3 protein-coding genes are annotated in these 1,034 nt (G+C 57.9%); all 3 read right to left on the bottom strand.

What is annotated here, in order from left to right:
* Positions 1–98 precede the first annotated feature (98 nt).
* Genes GO606_RS00730 through GO606_RS00740 form a run of 3 tightly spaced genes read right to left on the bottom strand, consistent with a single transcriptional unit; the run spans position 99 to position 954 of the window.
* Complete coding sequence (locus GO606_RS00730; protein WP_211166861.1) at positions 99–287, bottom strand: hypothetical protein; 189 nt, start codon at positions 285–287, stop codon at positions 99–101.
* Positions 284–667 (bottom strand): HepT-like ribonuclease domain-containing protein, encoded by a 384-nt coding sequence (locus tag GO606_RS00735; RefSeq protein WP_169120869.1) that lies wholly within the window; start codon positions 665–667, stop codon positions 284–286. Before GO606_RS00735 ends, GO606_RS00730 begins: the two co-directional genes overlap by 4 nt.
* Positions 664–954, bottom strand: coding sequence for a nucleotidyltransferase family protein (locus tag GO606_RS00740; protein ID WP_169120871.1), 291 nt, complete (start codon positions 952–954; stop codon positions 664–666). The genes GO606_RS00735 and GO606_RS00740 overlap by 4 nt, the downstream gene beginning before the upstream one ends.
* Positions 955–1,034: the final 80 nt, after the last annotated feature.

The raw sequence follows: 1,034 nt of genomic DNA on the forward strand, positions 1-1,034 counted from the left end.
GAGGCCGGCCACCCATTCCTCGTGCACAAACCCGCGCAGCAAGTCTTCGACCATCTGCGGGTGCGAGAAGAGGTGTTTGTAGCCGTTGTCGTGGTCGCTCATGATCTACGCGGGCTGGTTCGGTCGGCGCAGAATGAGGTCGAAGTCCAGCCCCAGAGCGGCCGTAAAATCAAATTCGACGAAAACCTTGGTGGCGGCTTCGCGGGCGGTTTGCCGAAAAAGGGCTTGATGTTTTTGCGCAGAATGCGCTTGCCGCCGCCGCAGGCGGGGATGATGGCGAGTTTCAATGGAGACCTTCACCTGTCGGGAGGTCGTCCGCTGGCAAAAGAGTTTGAATTTGTGCCTCGAGGACGGGCAGTTCACGCTGCACGACTTGCCATACCACGGCCAGATCGACTGCCCAATAGCCATGCGCCACGCGATTGCGCATCGCATACAAGGCTGCCCATGGAACTTCGCCATGCTGCGCAACGAAATGCGGAGAATACGTTTCGATATTCCGTGACGCTTCGCCGATGATTTCGATGTTGCGAACAACCGCGTCCTGAAGCTGCTCGTCCGCCATGAACGCATCCAGCGACCTGCCCTGTGCGTAGCGTTGAATGCGCCGGATTGCTTCCAGAATATGCGAAAGATAGTCGGGTACGCGTAAAGCCTTCTTCTTCATACGGGCCTGGCTTCGCGAAGCACTTGGGTGCGGAATTTTTCGGGCAAGGCGCCGGGGGTGAGTACATCCACGGAAACACCGAGGCGACGTTCCAGTTCCACCTGAATCCGGGCGATGTCGAGTAACGAAGTTTCAGCAGAGGGGTCGATCAGCAGGTCCAGATCGCTGTCATCGGTATCGTCGCCATGCAGGACAGAACCAAAAACGCGAGGATTGCTTGCCCGATGGGCACAAACAATCTGCCGTATCGTCTCACGGTGTGCTTCAAGTGCGGTTGAAGGTTTCATGATTGCCTCCCGTCTGTCTCACCGGTACGCAGGCAGTTTAGCCCGCAAGATTTCGCGGAGAAACCCGCGGGCTGCCCGGC

The organism is Aromatoleum anaerobium (assembly GCF_012910705.2).
GTDB classification, from domain to species: domain Bacteria; phylum Pseudomonadota; class Gammaproteobacteria; order Burkholderiales; family Rhodocyclaceae; genus Aromatoleum; species Aromatoleum anaerobium.

What these genes read in the sequence shown, in the direction of transcription:
- GO606_RS00735 (WP_169120869.1), bottom strand. Translation starts at nt 667, where the DNA reads ATGAAGAAGAAGGCTTTACGCGTACCCGACTATCTTTCGCATATTCTG.
- GO606_RS00740 (WP_169120871.1), bottom strand. Translation starts at nt 954, where the DNA reads ATGAAACCTTCAACCGCACTTGAAGCACACCGTGAGACGATACGGCAG.